Raw genomic sequence first — 19,640 nt, forward strand, 5'->3', positions numbered from 1 at the left:
GAGGCGGGCAACGGCTCCAACGACGCACCGAGACGACGAACCGGCACGCTTTCCGCGCGTGCTTACTCGAACACCGATGGCGGAGAACCGCCCTCGGCAATGCGTAAATGTCAAAAACTGGAGGCTGCAATGCTGAAATCCTTTAACAAGACGCTTCTCGGTGCGGCCTTGATCGGCGCATCCCTTGCGCCGCATGCTTTCGCCGAAACGACGCTGAACGCGCTTTTCATGGCCCAGGCCGCCTATAGCGAGGCCGATGTACGCGCCATGACCGACGCCTTCGCCAAGGCGAACCCCGATATCAAGGTCAATCTCGAATTCGTTCCCTATGAAGGCCTGCACGACAAGACGGTGCTGGCGCAGGGTTCCGGCGGCGGTTACGACGTTGTCCTCTTCGACGTCATCTGGCCGGCAGAATACGCCAGCAACAAGGTGCTGGTCGACGTCTCCTCTCGCGTCACCGACGAGATGAAGAAAGGTGTGCTGCCGGGAGCCTGGACCACCGTGCAATATGATAGCAAATATTACGGCATGCCGTGGATCCTCGACACCAAATACCTGTTCTACAACAAGGAGATCCTCGAAAAGGCCGGCATCAAGACTCCGCCCAAGACCTGGGACGAGCTGACCGAACAGGCAAAGACCATCAAGGACAAGGGCCTGCTCGCCACGCCGATCGCCTGGAGCTGGTCGCAGGCCGAAGCCGCGATCTGCGATTACACCACGCTCGTCAGCGCCTATGGCGGCGATTTCCTGAAGGACGGCAAGCCGGCCTTCCAGACCGGCGGTGGCCTCGATGCACTGAAATACATGGTCTCCAGCTATTCCTCGGGCCTCACCAATCCGAACTCCAAGGAATTCCTCGAAGAGGACGTCCGTAAGGTCTTCGAAAACGGCGATGCCGCCTTCGCGCTGAACTGGACCTACATGTACAACATGGCCAACGATCCGAAGGACAGCAAGGTCGCAGGCAAGGTCGGCGTCGTGCCGGCGCCGGGTGTTGCCGGCAAAAGCGAGGCTTCGGCCGTCAACGGCTCGATGGGCCTCGGCATCACCTCGGCCAGCAAGCATCCTGATGAGGCCTGGAAATACATCACCTTCATGACCTCGCAGGCGACGCAGAATGCCTATGCCAAGCTCAGCCTGCCGATCTGGGCGTCCTCCTATGAGGATCCGGCCGTCACCAAGGGCCAGGAAGAATTGATCTCCGCCGCCAAGATCGGCCTTGCCGCGATGTATCCGCGTCCGACGACGCCGAAATATCAGGAGCTCTCGACCGCGCTGCAACAGGCGATCCAGGAATCGCTGCTCGGCCAGTCCTCTCCCGAAGATGCGCTGAAGTCGGCGGCCGACAATAGCGGCCTCTGATTAAGCCATGAAACCCCGGGCGGCGCCCGCCGTCGCCCGGTCTCCAAACCGATAATGAAGAAGGGTCGCCTTGATGTCGGGCACTTGGCTGACAACGCGCGCGTGGCTTTTGATGGTGCCGCTTCTCGTGGTCATGATATCAGTCATCGGCTGGCCTCTGATCGATACCGTCGGCCTCTCCTTCACCGATGCCAAGCTCGTCGGCACGGAAGGCAGCTTCGTCGGCATCGACAATTACGCAAAGATGATCTCCGGCTCGAATTTCCAGCGCACGCTTGTTACCACCGCATGGTTCGCGATCGTCTCGGTCGCCGCCGAAATGGTGATCGGCGTGTTGGCAGCCCTGCTACTGAACCAGCAGTTTCGCGGCCGCACCGCGCTTCGCGCCCTGATGATCCTGCCCTGGGCACTGCCGACCGTCGTCAACGCCACACTCTGGCGGCTGATTTACAATCCCGAATACGGCGCACTGAACGCCGCATTGACCCAGCTCGGCCTGCTGGAGGCGTACCGCTCCTGGCTCGGCGAACCGGGCACGGCGCTGGCGGCCCTCATCGTCGCCGACTGCTGGAAGAATTTCCCGCTGGTGGCGCTGATCGCGCTGGCCGCACTTCAGGCCGTGCCGCGCGATATCACCGCCGCCTCGCTGGTCGACGGCGCCGGCGCTTTCGCCCGCTTCCGCTTCGTCATCCTGCCCTATCTCGCCGGTCCATTGATGGTGGCCCTGGTGCTGCGCACGATCGAGGCCTTCAAGGTGTTCGACATCATCTGGGTCATGACCCGCGGCGGGCCGGCCAACAGCACGCGCACGCTGTCGATCCTCGTCTATCAGGAAGCCTTCTCCTTCCAGCGGGCAGGCTCCGGCGCCTCGCTGGCATTGATCGTCACTCTGCTGGTGACGCTGCTTGCCGCCGGCTACGCCGCTCTGGTGCGCAAGACGGCCGGGAGCGCCTGATGGAACGCCAGAGCCCGCTTTTTTCTGTTTTCATTTACCTCTGCGCGCTGCTGCTTGCCGCTGTCATCCTGGCGCCGATCCTGTGGTTGTTCATCATGAGCATCTCGCCGGCCGCCGACCTTGCGGCAAAGCCGCTGCGCTGGTGGCCGCAGACGGTAGATTTCTCTCGCTATGGCGTACTGCTCTCGACGCTCGAAAACAGCGCCGGCGCCGCCTTCACCTCGTCGCTGCGCAACAGCATCGAGGTGGCGGGCATGGCGACGATCGCCGCCATCGCGCTCGCCATTCCGGCCGGCTGGGCCGTGTCGCGCACGCCCTCGGTCGGCTGGTCGCTGTCGATGGTAATCGCCACCTACATGCTGCCGCCGGTGGCGCTCGCCGTGCCGCTCTATATGGGGCTTTCCCATCTCGGATTGCTGAACAACGTCTTCGGCCTCGCCCTCGTCTATCTGACAATTCTCGCGCCCTTCACCACCTGGTTGATGAAATCGGGCTTCGATTCCATCCCGCGCGAGATCGAATCCGCCGCGATGATCGACGGCGCCGGCCTGTTTCAGACGCTGCGGATCATCACGCTGCCGCTGGCCGCCCCTGTGGTGGCGACCTCAAGCCTCTTTGCCTTCCTGCTTGCCTGGGATGAATTCTTCTATGCGCTGCTCTTCACCTCGGACCAGCGCGCCAAGACGCTGACTGTCGCCATTGCCGATCTCGCCGGCGGCCGCGTTTCCGATTACGGACTGATCGCGACGGCAGGCGTGCTCGCCGCCCTGCCGCCGGTACTGATCGGTCTTATCATGCAACGCGCCCTGATTTCGGGGCTCACCAGCGGCGGCGTCAAGGGATGAACATGACAGCAGAGAAAAAGCGGCCGGCCGGCCTTGCGGCAATCGATCGCGAAATGGCGCGCCAGCATGTCGATGCGATCGCCTCCTATGAAGCGGCCCAGCCGATGGCGGCAGGAGCCGCCGCTTCGCTGAAAAAGACCGGCAGGCTGCTGCTCATCGGTATGGGCGGTTCGCATGCCGTCAACCGCACCGTCGAGCCGCTCTACCGGGCCCTCGGCATCGATGCCGTCGCCCTGCCGCTGTCCGAGCAGCTCGGCCAGCCGCTGCCGATCGCCGGTAGGACGATCTTCGTCACCTCGCAATCCGGCGAAAGCGCCGAGGTCGTGCGCTGGTTCAATGAGACCGATGGCACCGAGGAGACCTTCGGCCTGACCCTCGAAGGCAGTTCCTTCCTCGCAAGAACCGCCCCGTCGCTCATCGGCGCCGGCGGCACCGAGCTTGCCTTCGCTGCGACACGCAGCCTGACGGTGACCTTCGCCCTGCATCTGGCGATCCTTTCCGCCCTCGGCGAAGATCCAGACGCCGCGATTGCCGCCCTCAAAGCGCCGGAAGACCATGACATCGCTGCCGCGCTCACCGCGCTCGAAAATGTCGCGACCATCGTCACGTCAGGCCGCCGGCTACAGGGTATCGCCGAGGCGCTGGCGCTCGGATTGACGGAACTGTCGCGCCGTCCCTGCTTCTCGCTCGAAGGCGGCCAGCTGCGCCACGGACCGATGGAGATGCTGGGGCCGGAGATCGGCGTCGTGCTGTTCCGCGGCATGGACGAAACGGCCGGCCTGGTCACCGCAATGGCGACATCCGCCGTCGAGACCGGCGCCCCCGTTATCCTGTTCGACGCCTCGGGCGAAGCGTCGGTCGCCGGCGCGGTGACGATCCGCTTTGCCCCGGCAATCGGTCTTGCTGCGATCTTCGCCATGCTGCCGGTCGCCCAGCGGCTGATGATCGCCTTTGCCGACGCCCGCGTGGAGAATGCCGGAACGCCGGTCCGCTCCACCAAGATCACCCGGAGCGAATGAATGCGGCCGCTTGCAGTCATCGGCAACGTCAACGTCGACCTGATCCTCGGACCGGCCGCCCCCTGGCCGAAAGCCGGGACGGAGATCATCGTCGACCATGACGAGTTGCGCGTCGGCGGAGCCGCCGGCAACAGCGCGCTCGCCTGGCAAGCGCTCGGCGTCGAATTCGAGATCGCCGCCAATATCGGCAGTGACCAGTTCGGCCACTGGCTGAGCGAAGCCTTCGGCCACCGTTCCGACAAGTGGCCGGTACGTCCTGAGAAAACAACGCTCTCCGTCGGCATCACCCATCCGGACGGCGAGCGCACCTTCTTCACGACGAGGGGCCACCTGCCGCGTTTCAGCCTGGCCGATGTCTTCGCGGTCATCGAGGGTGCCAGGCTGCAGGGCGGCTACGCCCTTCTCTGCGGTTCGTTCCTGACCGACGACCTGACAGCGGATTATGACGCCTTCTTCGACTGGGCCGACAGCCATCGCATCACCGTCGCGCTCGATACCGGCTGGCCGCTCGACGGTTGGACCGACGAGAACTGCGCAGCGACACGCGCCTGGCTCTCCCGCAGCGGTGTCGCGCTGCTGAACGAGGTCGAATCGACGACGCTTGCCGGCATCGCCGATCCGATCGAGGCGGCGCGTCACATCCGGTCGCATATGCCGGAGGGTGCGATTGTCGTCGTCAAGCGCGGTCCGGACGGCGCTCTCGCGATCGGACCGGACGGCAACTTGGTTTCGGTGGCGGCACCCGCTGTCGAGGTCGTCGATACGATCGGTGCCGGCGATGTCTTCAACGCCGCCTTTCTCGCCGCGCTCGCAAGCGATGAGCCGCTGGTTTCCTGCCTGATGGCGGGAACCGAGGTTGCCTCGCGCGCCATTTCCACCCTGCCCCGCAACTATGGCGGCCCGACATCTCTTCAGGAGCCCGTGCGATGAGCGCGCTCGAAATTCAGAACATCCGCAAGACCTATGGCGACGTCGAGACGCTGAAAGGCATCGACATCTCATTGGAAAGCGGCGAATTCCTGGTGCTGCTCGGCTCCTCCGGCTGCGGCAAGTCCACCCTGCTGAACATCATCGCCGGCCTTGCCGAGGCGACGAGCGGCGATGTCAGGATCGGCGGCCGCTCAGTGCTCAGCGTGCATCCGAAGGACCGCGATATCGCTATGGTCTTTCAGTCCTACGCGCTCTATCCCAATCTGACGGTGCATCGGAACATTGGCTTCGGCCTGGAAATGCGCAAGGTGGCAGTACCCGAGCGCGACAGGGCCGTGCGCGATGCCGCAAAGCTCCTGCAAATCGAAAGCCTCCTCGACCGCAAGCCGAGCCAGCTTTCCGGCGGCCAGCGCCAGCGCGTCGCCATCGGCCGCGCGCTGGTGCGCAAGCCGGAGGTATTCCTCTTCGACGAACCGCTCTCCAATCTCGACGCCAAACTGCGCATGGAGATGCGCACCGAAATCAAGCGGCTGCATCAAATGCTGAAAACCACGGTCGTCTATGTCACCCATGACCAGATCGAGGCAATGACGCTTGCAAGCCGCATCGCCGTGATGCGCGACGGCCGCATCGAGCAGTTGGGCACGCCGGAAGAGATCTACAACCATCCGGCAACGCTCTATGTCGCGACCTTCGTCGGCGCGCCGCCGATGAACCTGCTGAAGGCGACGGCGCGTGACGGTCGGCTGGCGCTTTCAGGTTCCGATGCCAGCCTGCCCCTGCCCGCCCGTTTCCGCGAGACGGCCGGCAATGGCCGCGACCTTATCCTCGGCATTCGTCCCGAGGCGCTTCGCACGGACGGCACCGGCCCGTCGATCGAAGCAACCCTTGAGGTTGCAGAGCTGACCGGCCCGGAACTCGTCGTCACCGCCCTTGCTGGAAATCAGCGCCTGATGGCCTGCCTGCCGCCACGCACGCCGATCCGCGACAACGAGAAGCTCACCCTTTTCTTCGACGAAGAGGCAATGCATCTCTTCGATCCGGAAACCGGTCTCAGCTGCGGCTTTTAACGACAGAACGGCTTCCCGTCAGCCATTCAATTCGCCGCGTCGACGGGCTTTCGTTGGTAGACGTGAATATAGTCGACCAGCAGAATGGAAGGGTTTGGCGTTTCATCGATCGGCCAACCCGAGCCGAGCGCCAGGTTCACCAGCGGATAGAACGGCATGTGGAACTCCTTCGGCGTGTCGAAGCTCCAGATGAACTGACGGTCGAGGTAGAAGCTCGTCTTGTCAGCTTGGATATCGACGCCATAGGTGTGATATTCGTTGTTCAAACTTCCTTCCGGGACAGTTTTCCAATTGCCGCCGGTGGTGTTCTCGCCACCCTGGCTCTGACGCCAGATATGAAAGCCCATGCTGAATTCGTAAGGCGCGCGTCCATAATATTCCAGGACATCGATCTCGGCGGTGTATTTCGTCCGGTCGAGGCCGATAAGCCAGAAGGCCGGCCAGACACCCTTGCCGGGCGGCAGCTTCATCCGCGCTTCGAAATAGCCGAATTGCTGAGAGAAGCCTTCGCCTTTCGGGTTCACGGACGAGAGCAGACCCGAGCGCCAGGTTCCATCGGCCCCCTTGCGCGCTTCGATCTTCAGAATTCCCTGATCGGTGGTAAAGGGAAAGCCGGGGGCCGGATCTGTGAAGCGGGCGTCACCGAAATCGCCGTTCCAGGGCGTATGGGCGATCCAGCGGGAGCCGTTCTCGCCCCAGGTCGAAACGTCGAGACTGTCGAAATTCTCCTCGAACGTCAGCTGGTACGCATTGATATTGAGCGGTTCCTGGGCCACGCTGGGCTGGCCGGGCAGCGCACCCATGGCGAGGACGACGAGCAAGCCGAGCCCCTTAGACGATATCCCGTAACGCATAGCTACTCCTTCGAAAACGCCAAACAAATCGTTGGACTGCACTTCACTCGATTACGACGTCAAAACGCCGTTTCGTCGCGGCATGAGCCTTTGAACGATAATGGTCTCGATACCATCAGGCCTTCCGACGACCTGCCATAGCAGCAGCGCGAATGCCCAGAAGATCGCCGCTGACGCCCCGCCGCAAAACGCCAGGCCGAAGATAAGATTGAGGCCTACGGGCATCGCGACAAGCATCGGCTCTACCCAGAGCAGGAAAGCGATCATCGGCAAGCTTGCGACCATGGGCCGCAAAAACGAATTCAACTGCGCAGCAAATGTCGCGCCGATCAGCCGCCGCGTAATGATGAGCGATGCGGCATAGGCGACGAGCACTGCCACGATCCGCGCGCCGAGTGCGCCTGGCACCTGAAAATAAGCGATGCCGAGGACGGTGACCGGTACCCTGACGGCGAACTCGGCAAACATCCTGAGAGCGACGTAACGCGTATTGTTCATGACCATGGCCAATGCCGGCATCATATTCGTCGGAAGACCGAGAAGGCTGACGAGGCAGAGCCATTGCAGGATCGGCGCGGCGGAAGCCCATTTCTCGCCGACGATGATACGCACGCTCGGCTCGGCAAGAAAGGCAAGCGCGATGAGGATGGGTGCTGCGACGAAAGTGATCGCGTTCGTCGCCTTCAGATAGGCGGCCACCATGTTGCGGCGGTCGTCGACAGCGGAGAATGCCGCCATCAGCGGGCGCAACAGCGGTCCGACGAAAGTCTGGTATGGAATGCCGGCGATATTGTCGGCGACGCTGAAGGCACCGAATGTCGACAGGCCGGTAAAGCGCGGCAAAAGCAGCCGGTCCAGCTGCCAATTGATCGAATTCAGCACCTGCGACACGGTGTTCCAGCTGATCATGTCCTGGAAATGCTTCCATTCGGAAAGGCTGAACTTCGGCCGCATCGGCGCGAACACATAGGAGGTAATCGCCGCTGCGGTCGGGCCTGCAACCGCTCCGATCGCCAGCCCCCAATAGCTGCCGGTCGCCACCGCCACGCCCACACCGAACAGCAGCGTCGATCCTTTGGCGATGAGATCGAGCGCGAACTCGCGTCTGAAATCGAACCGCTGCATAAAGAGTATCATGCGCGGGCTGATCACGCTTCGCATCGCAGGCGCGATGGAGAGAACGGCGACAAGCGAGAATAGCCGGGAATCTTCATAGATCAGCGCCATCGGCCAGGAGATCAGCATCATCAGCACGCTGATGGCCACCCCACGAAGCAGGCTGAGGGTGAAGGCCGTGGCAAACATATCATCCGAAGGCGACGGCAGACGCATCAGCGCCTGCGTCAACGGCAGATCCAGCACCGCCTCGACGATGACCAGAACCGAGGTGGCGATGGCAACCAGACCGAAATCCGCCGGGCTCAGCAGCCTGGCGAGGACCAGAAGGCTGACGAAATCGAGCGATCTCGCGAGGAATTTGCCGCTGATGGTCCAGATACTCGCCGTCGCCGTCCTCTGCGATACGCTTGACATAGTCTATTCCTCGTCGGCGGCATGAAACGCGTCAGGCCAAGGCAGGGAGGCAAGGTCGCTGTCCTGGCCCATCAACCCGCCCGTCTTCTGAAGGGGTCGACGGATCGATCGGCACGCTTGGACAGTTGCTGATCGATGAGGCCGGTCAGCCGCTCGCGGAATACGGTGGAGGAAAATTTCAGCGAATGCGCGCGGATCGCCTGCGGATCGATGTCATCCTCGATCTCCTCGAACGCCGCCATTGTTTCCAGCAGGGCTTCCGTGGTCTGTTGCGCGAAACGCAACCCGACCAGCGGCGAGGAAACGGTTTCCCTGGCGCCGCCGGCATCGAAGGCGAGCACCGGCCGGCCGGATGCCATGGCTTCCACAGGCAGAATGCCGAAATCCTCCGTGCCCGGAAACAGCAGGGCGCGGCATCGCGACAGGTGGTCGCGCAGAACATTGAAAGGCTGGTGACCAAGGAACTGAACGGTCGGCCCGGCAATCGACTTCAGATAGGCCAATTGCTCTCCCTCGCCGATCACGACCAGTTTCCGGCCGGCTTCGGTGCAGGCGCGAACGGCGATATCCGGCCGCTTATAGGTGGTCAGCTGTCCCGCATAGAGATAGAACTCGCCTTTGCCCTTCCCCACCGCGAAATCATCGGTCGCAACCGGCGGGTGGATGACGACGGAATCCCGGTCGTAGAAACGCCGGATGCGGCTTGCGACATAGTCGGAATTGGCGACGAACGTGTCGACCCGTGATGCGGTCGTCACATCCCACGCGCGCAGCATCGGCGCGGTGAGCGACATCATTGCCCGACCGACCCAGGGAAGGCCATGCCGGTACACATGGAACTGATCCCAGATGTAACGCATCGGCGAGTGGCAGTAGCAGATGTGAAGGGCGTCGGCGCGCGTGATGATGCCTTTGGCGGGTCCGGATTCGCTCGACAGCACGAGATCGTATTCCTGCAGATCGAACTGCTCCAGCGCGAAGGGCATCAGCGGCAGCATCTTGGTATAATGCCGTTGCGCGCCGGGGATCTTCTGCAGGAAGGATGTGCGGATATTCCGCGTCTTCAGAAAATCGCTGATGCGATCGCGGTTGCAGACGAGGGTGAAGATGTCGGCCTGCGGAAACATCCGGCACAGCTCTTCGACGACCTTCTCGCCGCCGCGCATCGAAACGAGCCAATAATGCACGATGGCGACACGAAGCTGCTTGGTGTCGCTCGCGCTTCCAGCCTCAGTGACACGTCTTTTCGCCATGACAGGCGCATCGCCGAGAAATGCCCTCGCGTCGGGAAGAGAGGTCGTTGCTTTAAGGGTCAACTGAATACTCCTTGTATCGCCACCCCGTCCGTTGGCTCGGGAACCGCATGCGTCGAAATCAGGCTGTGGTATTCCGCAAGAAGCGCATCGCGCCACTCTTCATGTGTCGATGCGAGATCGCGCGATAGCCGGAAGGCGCGATCGCTCATGGCGCGAACCTCATGGCTCGGCATCTCGCTGAATCTCGTCAACGTATCGGCAAAGGCGCGTTCGTCAGCCGTGTCGCAGGAAAGCGCCATGCCTGCCCTCTCCATCTCTTCGGCCAGGAAGGCGCTGCGCGACAGGATGACCGGCAGGCCGCTTCTGGCCGCTTCGATAGCGACGAGGCCGAATGGCTCCGGATAACGCGAGGGCATCAACAATGCGCGCGCGTTGCGGATGGTCGAGCCGATTTCCGCATGCGACTGCCAGCCGACGGCCCTGACGTGATCCCCCGAAGCCTTAACCAGCGGCATCAGCGGCCCGTCCCCGATCACGCAGAGCTTGACACCGGCCCTGCGTGTTGCAGCCACGGCGTCCTCCGCGCCTTTCTCCTCGTCCAGCCGTCCGATGAAGACGAACTCGTCGTTGGCTTCCGCCTCGATGCGTTTGATCGACAGTGGAGCGACGGGATTGCGGATCGTCGTCAGCCGCTCAGCTCGGTAGCCGGCGCCTACGAGGAAACTCGCCATCTTCTCATGCAGCAGGATGATCCGGCCGAAATCGGCCTGGTCCTTCAGAAGCCGAAGGATATTGGAACCGCGGGCAGCCCGCCACAATTTGTGCGAATAACTTCTCTTGTCGCAGGCTGTCGCAATGCAGCTTCCGCCGAGCGGGCGTCGAAGGCAGATTTCCTGCGCCTGATAGTCGAAGAAGGCGCCGTTGGGGCAGGCCGTGAAGAAATCATGCGCGTGCACCACGCAGCGTCTGGCGACCGGCAGCAGCGCCCTGAAAATTGCAGGAGACAGAATCTGGTGCCAGCCATGCACATGGTAGACGGTATTGGCGGTGTCGTTGGCGGCAATCCAGTTCGCGACCATACGGACGGCGGCGCCATTGTGAATGCCGGTCACGAAAGCCTTCGCTCGCTCGGCGCTGAGCAGGTCGCGGCTGTTCAGCCCGACCATTGAGACTCCAAGGGCGACAAGCTCGACATTGGCGGCGTCATCCCCGCAAATATAAGTCACGGGGATGTCGAGTTCCCGAAAAAGCTTGGCGGACAGCACCGCCAGCGCCGTCGCACCGCCTCTGGCGACCGAATAGTCGTCGATGATGACCACGCGATCGATCTTTGTGATGCCGGGGCCGGGAAACCGGCCGACGCTTGCGGCGGATCGCAGGACCTCTGGAAGCGACGGGCGCATCACTTCACCGAAACTGCGCCGTTGGCACAAGCCTCCAGCGCCTTGCGGTTGAGGATGCGGATCTTACCCTGGCCCCCGTCGATGATCTTACCTTCCCGCAGGCGCCGCAGGCATTGATTGACCTTCTCGCGGGACGCCGGCAGCGTCGCGGCCAGATCATTTTGCGAGATGATCAGTTCGTCGCCGCTGTTTGCTGCATCTTTTCCATAAACAATAGAGAGCCGCAGCAGCGTGCTGGCCAGCCTCGACTGCAGGCTCGACGCCGCATTCGCAATGATCCGAAGTTCAAGCTCTGAAATACGCGCCAGAGCCCTGGAGAAGACCTTTTCGCGAAAACAGGGATCGCTGGCGTACATGTCACGCAGCAGCCGGCCTTCGAAGAAATGCAGTTCGCAGGCGGAACCGGCGCGGTATTCGAGGTTCAACGTCTGCCTGCGCAGAACCTCGAGCTCGCCGATGAGGCCGGATTTCGGAATGATCTCGACGATGAATTCCCTGCCGTCGGGCAGCATCGTGCTTGCGCTGACCACCCCCGAATGCACGCGCGCGAACGTATCGACGAGGACGCCGGCCCCGGCAATGATCTCGCCGCGCCGGAAACGCCGGACGCTCGACCGGCAGGAAAGGAATTCGTCGTCGATGACGATGCGGCTGTTGAGATGAATTCCGCCGTTAGCTGATATCGCCGCCTTGCCGATGCCGGCCCTGCGATCTGATGCGTGTGTTGCCCCATCCATGCGCCTAACTCCACTCGATAACCATAGGCAATGCTGCACTGCATCATTTATATTGCCTTAATATGAGAGTCAAATAACATCACGGAGATATGACGTAAAGATAGAGTATATATTTAACTTCAGAACAAAATATACACCATACAAAGGACTCAAAATCTCAACTAAGCCAAAAAACCGCCACGTGACCGAAGATCGCTGCCTAATAAAATGGCTTAGTGAATAAAAAACAGCAATAATCGAAATGATGATATCAAAACTAATAAAGAATCAGCAGCAGATAATCACCACGAATTAGATTAGATTGTCGTTTTAATTGAAAAGAAGGCCATCCAGGTGTAGTCCTAATTCTCGATTGCCCGTTAGTAGCATAAAGAATTTGTTAAGGATTATGACCTTGGTAACAGACAACCAGAGTGCGGCGCAGCAAAGTTTGAACGGTTCTTAATCGGAATGTTTTGGAGACCACCGATGACATGGGAAGCACATAGTTTCGAGGCTTGGTCGCGTGTCGGACGGTCCGCGAAAGGCGGCGATCTCCATTCGTCCCGGCCTCGTGCGGCAGGCAGATCGTCGAAGCGCGCGCTAGACCTTCTCATTGCAGTCACGGCCCTGATTATGCTTTCCCCGCTTCTGTTGATCGTCGCGATGATCGTGAAGATAAGCGACCGCGGCCCGATCTTCTATTCCCATACGCGCATCGGCGTCGGCGGTACGCCGTTCGGATGCCTCAAGTTTCGCACGATGAAGACCAATGCGGGTGCTCAGCTTGCCGAATTGCTGCAAAACAACCCGGCTGCGCGAAGCGAATGGGAAGAGACACGCAAGCTGAAGGACGATCCGAGGATCACGGCCGTCGGTGATATCCTCAGGCGGTCGAGCATCGACGAGCTTCCCCAACTGATCAATATCGTGCGTGGCGACATGAGCCTTGTCGGTCCCCGGCCGATCACCGCCGAGGAATTGCCGCGCTACGGCGAGCATATATGGGCCTATATGGCCGTCCGCCCGGGCCTGACCGGTCACTGGCAGACCAGCGGGCGCAATGATGTCAGTTACGAGTACCGAGTTTCCCTCGACGTTCACTATCTCAGCAATTGGTCGCTCGGCCGGGACTTCATCATCATTGCCAAGACCATTCCCGCGCTGTTTTCCCAGCGCGGCTCGTATTGAGCATTCATGGGGAGAGCAGCCGATCAGGCCTGGAATCGGAAGACACGCTACTCCCCCGTCCCTCCAAGCTGCCACTACCTGGTTACTCCGTGATCTCGCCATTTTGGATTAGGACGACATGACCTCAAGCACGATCTTCAGCGGTGTTTCTCCGATATCTCTGCCTGCCGCAGCCACCGGCGGGAATTCGCCGCTCACCTTGCGGGATATGCTCTTCTTTCTCAGAATGCGCTGGCTGTGGATTGCGGCGACGACTTTCGCTTTCCTCGTATTGGCAGGGAGCTACGTGCTGACCGCCGAACCGACGTTCGTTGCCAACACGCAACTTGTGATCTTCCCCCAGGTCAGCGGCTCCGAAGCACAGAGGGCTTTCGCGGAAGATGCGTTCATCGAGGGACAGTTGGAGATCGCCAAATCCAGCGATGTCGTCGGTGGAACGGTAACCGCACTTGGTCTCGATACCGATCCTGACTTTGTCGATCAGACGCCTTCGCTGCAGGTCAGGGCAAAGAACTGGTTGATGGGCGCTTCTTCCGAACCGGATACGGCATCGCAGGAAGCGGCGGGCGCAGGACTGCCTGGCACACAGCCGCAACAGCAGATCGAGGACGGGCGGATCCATGACCGGGCGATCGCCACGCTGCTGAACATGATGGGAGTACGCCGGATCGGGAGTTCGACGATTATCGAGATATCGGCTGCAGCATCGACCCCGCAAAAGGCCGTCGACATCGCCGACACGCTCGCCGGGCAGTATATCCAGAAGAATATCGCGATGAAGGCCAATGCGTCCCGACAATACAGCGAATGGCTGACGAGATTCGTCAGCGAGCAGCAGCGCGGACTGGCCGAAGCTGCCAGTGCCCTGGCCAGCTTCATGAGCAATCCGCGCGATCAGTTCAAGCTTGCGGAACTGCAGAGCGCGACTGACGCCCGCCGCACCCTCTATGAAAATACCTTGAATCAGCTGACCGAAGCCAGGCAGCGCATCACTTATCCGGTGTCCGATGCCACGATCGTCTCTCGGGCGACCCTGCCTCTTTCGAAAGCCAGACCACGCAGCACGCTCATCATCGCCTTTGCGGCAGCGGTTGGTCTTGGCGTCGGCTTCGCACTCGCCATGATCAGACACGCCGGCGATCGCCGGATCGTCCGGCCCAATCAGATCGCGGAAGCCGGTGGGCTGCCCTTTGTCACTTTGCTGGCGACATCGAGGACCCGCAATGGTCACTCCGCGCGTTTCCTCGCCGCCGGTACCAGCAGCAGCGGCACCGCAGCCGCCTATCCAGTTATTCCAGGCATGGCGGAGCTGAGCGCTACGGTCGTCGGTCTTCGACGCAAACGCCGGGTCGTCATTGGAATCGTCGCGGTCAATCCCGGCAGCGGAGCCTCAACCATAGCATGCGAACTTGCAGTGCTGTCGTCGATAACAGGAGCTCACACGCTGCTGATCGATGCGGCTGCGCAGAAGTCGTCACTCAGCAAATCGATCGCGCCCCAAAGTTCCACTGGCCTCGTCGATGTTCTCGACAATGGCGAACTGATCCAGACGGCGGCATTGCCCCTCACCCCGACGCTGAAATTCCTTCCCCTCGGCAAGGTCGAAGCGGTGACGCCGGCCATTCGCCTGAGTTCCCGCCGCACACAGTTGAGCTTCGCCGATCTGAAAAAGGAATTCGACGCCATATTCGTCGACATTTCCGCATTCGCCGCTTCGCCGGATGCCAATGCAATCGCGCCAGAGCTGGACGGTGTCCTCGTGGTCACCTCGCATGGGCGCACCTCGATCGACGATACCATGCGCGTCATTGACACACTGCGAAATGTCGGCGCGGAGATCCTCGGCGCAGTCATCAACCATGCACCGGAAAGAATGCAGTCATGACCTCGCCTTCGGCAGAAGCAATCAGGCAGGACGGCCCGATCGGACCGGCGCCTGTTCCTTGCCGTGCTAAAGCCATGGCGGGCCACGCGCGCCGACCATTGCGAATGGCTGTGGGGATTGCTTCGGCAGGCCGCCCCTCGATACTCAAGGAGACCGTCGACTATCTCGCCGCCCTGCCGGACCAGGCCGAGCGGCTGATCGTCTGTGTACCCGTGATCGACGACGCCGCCGGGCTCGCCGACCGCCCCGATGTGGAAGTCATCGTCGGCAGCCGTGGCCTGACCTCTCAGCGCAACAGGATCATCCAGGCGGCCGCCGCCGATACGGATGTTCTGATCTTCCTGGATGACGACTTCATTCCCGCAGCAGCCTTCCTGTCGCGGATGGCAGCTGTCTTTGCGGCAAACCCCGACGTGGCGATCGCCACCGGTGAAGTTCTGGCCGATGGCATCCTCGACGGCGGCCTCAGCATGTCAAACGCCCTGCAGGTTCTTGAAACTGCGGCCGAAGGAGCCGAGCAGGTGACGGAAGTCTATAACGCCTACGGATGCAACATGGCGGTTCGCCTTTCACCCATTCTCGAGCACGCGCTGGCCTTTGATGAACAACTGCCACTCTACGGCTGGCTCGAGGATGTCGATTTCAGCCGGTCCATTGCCCGCTACGGCAGGTCGGTGCGTGTCGAAGGCGCCTGCGGCGTGCATCTCGGCGTCAGATCCGGGCGCCAGCCCGGCCGAAGACTCGGCTATTCGCAGGTTGCCAATCCTGTCTACCTGATCCGGAAGGGCACGATGTCGAAGGGCCGCGCCATCACGCAGATCGGCCGTAACATCCTGGCGAATATGCGGGGTCTATTGTTCAATGACCGCTTGATCGACCGCTGGGGACGTTTGAACGGCAATTTGCTGGCGCTGTCCGATCTTCTTGTCAGCCGCGCCTCTCCGTCCCGCATTCTCGAATTCGGCAATCCCTCGCCGCGCGAGATGCCTTCGGCGTCGATCACAACGAAACGGAGATAGCAGACAATGCAGCGCACATTCTTGTCCGATCGCCTCATCTCCGCCGCCCTTGCCTTGCTGGTATTTTCCTGCGTGACCGGCTGGAGCGTCGCCCATGCGGAAAACTATACCCTCGTGCCTGAAGATCAGGTGAGACTGCGTGTCGTCGAATGGCGATCGTCGGATTCCCGGTATGCCAGCTGGGAAGCACTCGGCGGGACATATACAGTCGATGATGCCGGCAATCTGGCAATCCCGATCGCCGGCCAGGTGCAAGCGATCGGGAAGACGACGGAACAGGTTTCCGATGCGATCGCCACTGCGCTCGCCGAAAAGGCAGAACTGCCTGGAAAGCCATTCATCGCCGTGGAAATTGCCCAGCATGCGCCGATTTTCGTGACCGGGACGGTGCAGACCCCCGGGCGCTATGCTTTTGAGGCCGATATGACGGTCATGAAGGCCGTCAGCATCGCCGGCGGCTTCCTTCGCGAGCGCGAGGAGAATACCGTCTTCGAGCGCGACCGGATCCAGGCTGCCGGCGCCTATCGAACGGCCATTCTCAACCGGCGCGATCTTCTGATGCGTCAGGCGCGGTTGCGCGCCGAAATCGCCGGCGAACAAAGTTTCGAGATCCCCGCCGAACTCGCCGGAGCGCCCGATATAGACAAGCTGAAGGCGCAGGAATTGAACCTGATGCGGCTGCGACGTGTCGATATTGAAAGCCAGATCGATGCGGCGAGCGACCTCACCCGTCTCTACGGCCAGCAGGTCCAGTCGCTCGAGGCCAAGATCAATTCGCAAAAGCGGCAGATCGACCTCGCGCAAAAGGAACTGGATAATGTCAACAGCCTGGTGAGCAAGGGCCTAGCCAGCAATTCCCGTCAGGTCTCGGTCGACCGCGGGGTCGCGGATGCACAAGGCACCCTGATCGATCTCGAAGTCGCCCTGACTACGGCTCGCCAGGGGCTCAGCGAAGCCGATCGTTCGAAGATCAATATCGTCAATCGGCAGAACAGTGAAAACCAGGAACTGCTGAACCAGGTCAATCTCGCGATCGGCAGGGCGGCGATCGACATTCAAGTGGCCCAGCTTCTCGGCGAGCAGGCTGGCTACAGCGCTCAACTCGCCCAGATGAACATGGACACGCCGGGTCTTGGCAGAGCGCAGAAGAACTACAGGATCGTGCGCCGCAACGACGATGGCACTTATCGCAATATTGAGGCGGACGAGACGACCAACTTGCGGCCGCATGATGTCGTCGAAATCGGCATCGACACGGATCTCCAGACGTCGTCGCCTACGCTGCAGTTACAGTCCGCGCCACAGCAGCAAAGCTTGGCAGTCCCGCTGTCTGATGTAGCAGGCGACAATCAAACGGCTCCCGGCTGGATATCCCAGACGGGATCGAATTAGGGGGCGGCCGTGACCATTGACGACAGCTGGCGGCTTCCGCCTCGGGCATTGCGTCGGAAGGCGGATGCCGGTTTTCGGCAAACCCGATGCCTCCGCCGCTCCGTCCGGATCGGGATCTGAAGCATGTCGATAGAACCGATCGGCTTCATCGTTCTGCTACTTGGCCTGCTCAGCATGGTCAACGGCGCGCGTTTTGCGATCACGACCCTTTGCCTGTCGACGCTCTTCGGAGCGGCAGCGGCTCTGCAATTGCCCGCGCTAGGCGGCAGCAGCATCCAGCCGAGCCATCTTCTCGTGCTTTTTCTCGTAGTGGCCGCCCTGTTGCGCCCGGCTCAAACACAGGCGATGCTAGCCAGCATGGCCTATCCGGGTCCCGGTTTCTGGTTTGCCGCCTACATCCTGTTTTCGGTGGCATCGTCTTTCTTTTTGCCGCGCATCTTTGCAGGCGCGACCCTCGTCTACTCCTCTGCGCGAGACAGCACGGGCATGATGTCGACGGTGGCCGCTCCCCTGTCGCCTGGTTCGTCCAACCTTAGCCAGTCTGTCTATCTGCTCGGAGACCTCGCCTGCTTTGTCGTGGTCTCCGCGCTTGCCAGGCTCGGATATGCCCGTTTCATTGCGAAGCAGTTAATCGTAGCATCGCTGGTATGTTTCGCCTTCGCGCTGATCGATATGGGAACGTTCATGATCGGCGAGTCCCAACTGCTCGATGTCATCAGAAATGCGAATTACACGATGCATACGGCGGAGGCGATCAACGGCTTCAAGCGCATCGTTGGTCCCTTTCCTGAAGCGAGCATTTACGGCGCCGTCGCATTGGCCTATTTCTCCTTCACGCTTCTGCTGTGGCTGGAGCGCGTTCAAAGCCGCATAGCAGGGCTTGCAACTATCCTCATCGGCCCGACGATCGTTCTGTGCACATCGACAACCGCTTATGTCGCAGGTCTTTTCGTCCTCTCCATGCTCGTGCTGTTCTGCCTGAAACGAGTGATCAGCGGCCCGGCCACGGCGCCGCATGCGACTTTCCTTGTCATCACGCTTTTCTTGATACCCTGCGCCATCACCGCGCTCAGTCTTATGCCCGATGCGTGGGATTCCATTGCCGGTCTCGTGAACACCACCGTGTCGGATAAACTCCAGTCGCAATCCGGCGAAGAACGCACTGCCTGGAATACACTGGCATTGATCGCATTTATCGATACTGCCACCTTCGGCGCCGGGCTCGGCACGGTTCGAGCATCGAGTTTCATCGCGGCATTGCTGTCCAACGTCGGATTGACCGGTACGCTTCTCTTCGCCGCCTTCCTGTACAGCCTTGTGAGGGCATCTGGCCGGCACGTGTCCGGCGACCGGGAGACGCACGCGATCGGAAACGCCGCCGTGATGGCATCCATCGCCCAGATCACCTCGGCGGCGATCTCAGGAAGCGGCACCGATCTCGGTTTGCTGTTCAGCACCTCGGCGGGTCTGGCAGCCGGCTGCCTGGCAACCAATACCTCCCCCCGGCGCGCGACCCGATCGCTTGCTAATCGAACCCCGCTGGAGACATCGACATCTCTGATGAGAGCGCCGATGTTTTCAACACGATGACGCCCGCTTTGGAACTGCGCCACGGCGCGGGATGGCAATCTCGTCGAGCCATCGGCGTGCCCGCATTAGGCCGAAGCCGGCCGACCGCACCGCATCGTTCAAGCATCGCCTGTAAATGCAGTCCATCGGACAAACGCCGTCCTGCGAGGCCAGTCGCAGAAGGCAATGCTGCGGGTTTTATGTCGCCGTCAGCCTTGCGGGCGCTCGCTGGTGGTCGCGACGCTATCTGCAACGGAATTGTTTTCGCGCAGCCTGGCATTGCGCCGCAAAAGCCCCGACAGGAACACGCCTCCCAGATAGCCGATTTCCATGAGCACGAGGATGGCGATACCGGAGAGCAGGGCCGCGATCATCGAAGACCCGCCGGCAAAAGCCACCCCGCCGAAGCCGATTGCCACCAGGATTGCAAAAATTGCGAAAGCCCAGGCGCGGATGGAAGCCCCGGCAGCGATGGAAATCACGGCTGCCCCGAGTGTGGTGATCAACATGAAAATCCCCCTTCCCCCCGCATTCCGACAAGGGTCCCGACACCAACCGCCGTACCGCAAAACAACATGTCGAAACATAGCCTTATGACAGGCAAGGCACTCTTCATGGCGAATATCTCAACAATG

Annotated in this window: 17 protein-coding genes; 11 read left to right on the top strand and 6 right to left on the bottom strand. The window is 61.1% G+C overall.

Annotated features, from left to right (window positions below; translation table 11 throughout):
• Positions 1–129 precede the first annotated feature (129 nt).
• From RLCC275e_RS17310 to RLCC275e_RS17335, 6 genes are all read left to right on the top strand, one after another.
• Positions 130–1,368, top strand: a complete 1,239-nt coding sequence (locus tag RLCC275e_RS17310; protein ID WP_033179941.1) for an extracellular solute-binding protein — start codon at positions 130–132, stop codon at positions 1,366–1,368.
• A 73-nt stretch (positions 1,369–1,441) separates the two neighbouring features.
• Complete coding sequence (locus tag RLCC275e_RS17315) at positions 1,442–2,323, top strand: carbohydrate ABC transporter permease (protein ID WP_033179940.1); 882 nt, start codon at positions 1,442–1,444, stop codon at positions 2,321–2,323.
• The gene (locus tag RLCC275e_RS17320; RefSeq protein ID WP_033179939.1) at positions 2,323–3,168 is read left to right on the top strand and encodes a carbohydrate ABC transporter permease; all 846 of its coding nucleotides are present in this window, start codon (positions 2,323–2,325) and stop codon (positions 3,166–3,168) included. Before RLCC275e_RS17315 ends, RLCC275e_RS17320 begins: the two co-directional genes overlap by 1 nt.
• Positions 3,165–4,187: an SIS domain-containing protein gene (locus RLCC275e_RS17325; protein WP_033179938.1), complete on the top strand. Its 1,023-nt coding sequence runs from the start codon at positions 3,165–3,167 to the stop codon at positions 4,185–4,187. Before RLCC275e_RS17320 ends, RLCC275e_RS17325 begins: the two co-directional genes overlap by 4 nt.
• A complete protein-coding gene (locus RLCC275e_RS17330; RefSeq protein ID WP_033179937.1) occupies positions 4,188–5,117 on the top strand; it encodes a PfkB family carbohydrate kinase in 930 nt (309 codons plus the stop codon).
• Complete coding sequence (locus RLCC275e_RS17335; protein ID WP_033179936.1) at positions 5,114–6,187, top strand: ABC transporter ATP-binding protein; 1,074 nt, start codon at positions 5,114–5,116, stop codon at positions 6,185–6,187. The genes RLCC275e_RS17330 and RLCC275e_RS17335 overlap by 4 nt, the downstream gene beginning before the upstream one ends.
• 26 nt (positions 6,188–6,213) lie before the next feature.
• On the opposite strand, the gene RLCC275e_RS17340 is transcribed toward RLCC275e_RS17335, so the two are convergent.
• The 5 genes from RLCC275e_RS17340 to RLCC275e_RS17360 all read right to left on the bottom strand — a co-directional run bounded on the left by RLCC275e_RS17340 (position 6,214) and on the right by RLCC275e_RS17360 (position 11,970).
• On the bottom strand, positions 6,214–7,041 hold the full coding sequence (locus tag RLCC275e_RS17340) for a glycoside hydrolase family 16 protein (protein ID WP_033179935.1): 828 nt from the start codon (positions 7,039–7,041) through the stop codon (positions 6,214–6,216).
• A gap of 51 nt (positions 7,042–7,092) precedes the next feature.
• Entirely contained in the window at positions 7,093–8,574 is a 1,482-nt protein-coding gene (locus tag RLCC275e_RS17345) for a lipopolysaccharide biosynthesis protein (protein ID WP_033179934.1), read from the bottom strand.
• A 71-nt stretch (positions 8,575–8,645) separates the two neighbouring features.
• Complete coding sequence (locus RLCC275e_RS17350) at positions 8,646–9,890, bottom strand: glycosyltransferase family 4 protein (RefSeq protein WP_033179933.1); 1,245 nt, start codon at positions 9,888–9,890, stop codon at positions 8,646–8,648.
• Positions 9,887–11,233, bottom strand: a complete 1,347-nt coding sequence (locus RLCC275e_RS17355) for a glycosyltransferase family 4 protein (RefSeq protein ID WP_033179932.1) — start codon at positions 11,231–11,233, stop codon at positions 9,887–9,889. The genes RLCC275e_RS17350 and RLCC275e_RS17355 overlap by 4 nt, the downstream gene beginning before the upstream one ends.
• Positions 11,233–11,970: a Crp/Fnr family transcriptional regulator gene (locus tag RLCC275e_RS17360; protein WP_003562054.1), complete on the bottom strand. Its 738-nt coding sequence runs from the start codon at positions 11,968–11,970 to the stop codon at positions 11,233–11,235. The genes RLCC275e_RS17355 and RLCC275e_RS17360 overlap by 1 nt, the downstream gene beginning before the upstream one ends.
• A 468-nt stretch (positions 11,971–12,438) precedes the next feature.
• Here RLCC275e_RS17360 and RLCC275e_RS17365 point away from each other — a divergent pair, with 468 nt between their 5' ends.
• The 5 genes from RLCC275e_RS17365 to RLCC275e_RS17385 all read left to right on the top strand — a co-directional run bounded on the left by RLCC275e_RS17365 (position 12,439) and on the right by RLCC275e_RS17385 (position 19,026).
• Complete coding sequence (locus RLCC275e_RS17365) at positions 12,439–13,140, top strand: sugar transferase (protein ID WP_033179930.1); 702 nt, start codon at positions 12,439–12,441, stop codon at positions 13,138–13,140.
• A gap of 118 nt (positions 13,141–13,258) precedes the next feature.
• Complete coding sequence (locus RLCC275e_RS17370) at positions 13,259–15,025, top strand: polysaccharide biosynthesis tyrosine autokinase (RefSeq protein ID WP_033179929.1); 1,767 nt, start codon at positions 13,259–13,261, stop codon at positions 15,023–15,025.
• Entirely contained in the window at positions 15,022–16,044 is a 1,023-nt protein-coding gene (locus RLCC275e_RS17375; RefSeq protein ID WP_171816892.1) for a glycosyltransferase family 2 protein, read from the top strand. The genes RLCC275e_RS17370 and RLCC275e_RS17375 overlap by 4 nt, the downstream gene beginning before the upstream one ends.
• Positions 16,045–16,050: 6 nt before the next feature.
• On the top strand, positions 16,051–17,436 hold the full coding sequence (locus tag RLCC275e_RS17380) for a polysaccharide biosynthesis/export family protein (RefSeq protein WP_033179928.1): 1,386 nt from the start codon (positions 16,051–16,053) through the stop codon (positions 17,434–17,436).
• Between the two features lie 123 nt (positions 17,437–17,559).
• On the top strand, positions 17,560–19,026 hold the full coding sequence (locus RLCC275e_RS17385; RefSeq protein ID WP_033179927.1) for a hypothetical protein: 1,467 nt from the start codon (positions 17,560–17,562) through the stop codon (positions 19,024–19,026).
• 188 nt (positions 19,027–19,214) lie between these two features.
• Here the strand turns inward: RLCC275e_RS17385 and RLCC275e_RS17390 are convergent, their stop codons facing one another.
• Positions 19,215–19,514 (bottom strand): hypothetical protein, encoded by a 300-nt coding sequence (locus RLCC275e_RS17390; protein ID WP_033179926.1) that lies wholly within the window; start codon positions 19,512–19,514, stop codon positions 19,215–19,217.
• Positions 19,515–19,640: the final 126 nt, after the last annotated feature.

It is taken from the genome of Rhizobium brockwellii (assembly GCF_000769405.2).
Classification (GTDB): domain Bacteria; phylum Pseudomonadota; class Alphaproteobacteria; order Rhizobiales; family Rhizobiaceae; genus Rhizobium; species Rhizobium brockwellii.

Excerpts from the sequence above, each read along its gene's own strand:
- RLCC275e_RS17390 (WP_033179926.1), bottom strand. The coding sequence starts at position 19,514 with ATGTTGATCACCACACTCGGGGCAGCCGTGATTTCCATCGCTGCCGGG.
- RLCC275e_RS17370 (WP_033179929.1), top strand. The coding sequence starts at position 13,259 with ATGACCTCAAGCACGATCTTCAGCGGTGTTTCTCCGATATCTCTGCCT.
- RLCC275e_RS17365 (WP_033179930.1), top strand. The coding sequence starts at position 12,439 with ATGACATGGGAAGCACATAGTTTCGAGGCTTGGTCGCGTGTCGGACGG.
- RLCC275e_RS17335 (WP_033179936.1), top strand. The coding sequence starts at position 5,114 with ATGAGCGCGCTCGAAATTCAGAACATCCGCAAGACCTATGGCGACGTC.
- RLCC275e_RS17355 (WP_033179932.1), bottom strand. The coding sequence starts at position 11,233 with ATGCGCCCGTCGCTTCCAGAGGTCCTGCGATCCGCCGCAAGCGTCGGC.
- RLCC275e_RS17310 (WP_033179941.1), top strand. The coding sequence starts at position 130 with ATGCTGAAATCCTTTAACAAGACGCTTCTCGGTGCGGCCTTGATCGGC.
- RLCC275e_RS17320 (WP_033179939.1), top strand. The coding sequence starts at position 2,323 with ATGGAACGCCAGAGCCCGCTTTTTTCTGTTTTCATTTACCTCTGCGCG.
- RLCC275e_RS17330 (WP_033179937.1), top strand. The coding sequence starts at position 4,188 with ATGCGGCCGCTTGCAGTCATCGGCAACGTCAACGTCGACCTGATCCTC.
- RLCC275e_RS17360 (WP_003562054.1), bottom strand. The coding sequence starts at position 11,970 with ATGGATGGGGCAACACACGCATCAGATCGCAGGGCCGGCATCGGCAAG.
- RLCC275e_RS17375 (WP_171816892.1), top strand. The coding sequence starts at position 15,022 with ATGACCTCGCCTTCGGCAGAAGCAATCAGGCAGGACGGCCCGATCGGA.
- RLCC275e_RS17385 (WP_033179927.1), top strand. The coding sequence starts at position 17,560 with ATGTCGATAGAACCGATCGGCTTCATCGTTCTGCTACTTGGCCTGCTC.
- RLCC275e_RS17345 (WP_033179934.1), bottom strand. The coding sequence starts at position 8,574 with ATGTCAAGCGTATCGCAGAGGACGGCGACGGCGAGTATCTGGACCATC.
- RLCC275e_RS17325 (WP_033179938.1), top strand. The coding sequence starts at position 3,165 with ATGAACATGACAGCAGAGAAAAAGCGGCCGGCCGGCCTTGCGGCAATC.
- RLCC275e_RS17340 (WP_033179935.1), bottom strand. The coding sequence starts at position 7,041 with ATGCGTTACGGGATATCGTCTAAGGGGCTCGGCTTGCTCGTCGTCCTC.
- RLCC275e_RS17315 (WP_033179940.1), top strand. The coding sequence starts at position 1,442 with ATGTCGGGCACTTGGCTGACAACGCGCGCGTGGCTTTTGATGGTGCCG.
- RLCC275e_RS17380 (WP_033179928.1), top strand. The coding sequence starts at position 16,051 with ATGCAGCGCACATTCTTGTCCGATCGCCTCATCTCCGCCGCCCTTGCC.